The sequence below is a fragment of the Corallococcus sp. AB030 genome, from assembly GCF_003668965.1.
GTDB classification, from domain to species: domain Bacteria; phylum Myxococcota; class Myxococcia; order Myxococcales; family Myxococcaceae; genus Corallococcus; species Corallococcus exiguus.
This window is the reverse complement of sequence record NZ_RAWQ01000510.1, coordinates 1-425: the sequence shown is the minus strand read 5'-3', so window position 1 is coordinate 425 and position 425 is coordinate 1. Positions and strand designations below refer to the sequence as shown.

1 protein-coding gene is annotated in these 425 nt (G+C 41.2%); it reads right to left on the bottom strand.

Annotated elements, in window-relative coordinates; translation table 11 throughout:
* Positions 1–81: 81 nt before the first annotated feature.
* On the bottom strand, positions 82–425 hold a 344-nt coding region (locus D7Y15_RS43845; RefSeq protein WP_199746084.1), incomplete at its 5' end, for an oligogalacturonate-specific porin KdgM family protein.

Below are 425 nucleotides of genomic sequence, written 5' to 3'. Positions count from 1 at the left end.
GGATGTGCTTAATCCGGCCAACGAAAACCGTATCAACCGTAGGCCGGATAAGGCGTTTACGCCGCATCCGGCAGTTTCACATCAGAAGAAATACTTCGTCCCGATACGAATCTGGTTTTGCTCGCGGTGGTACGGTTCGACATTACGATCTAACCAACGTAATTCGAAATAAGGCAGCCAGTGTTCATTAATGCGATAACGGAAGGTATTAGTGATTTCCCAGTGATGATCTTTTCCATTGCTGCTATTAAAGTCATTTACGCGTATGAAATAATGTGGCTCAAATGTATAGGAAAATTTATCGGTGATTTTAAAATTCCAGTAGGTGCCAATTTCATAGGTGTCATTATTATCCAGTTCCCCGCTCAAATCTGTTGAACTATAGTTATTATGGTTATAGCGATTTCGTACTGTCAGATTAAACC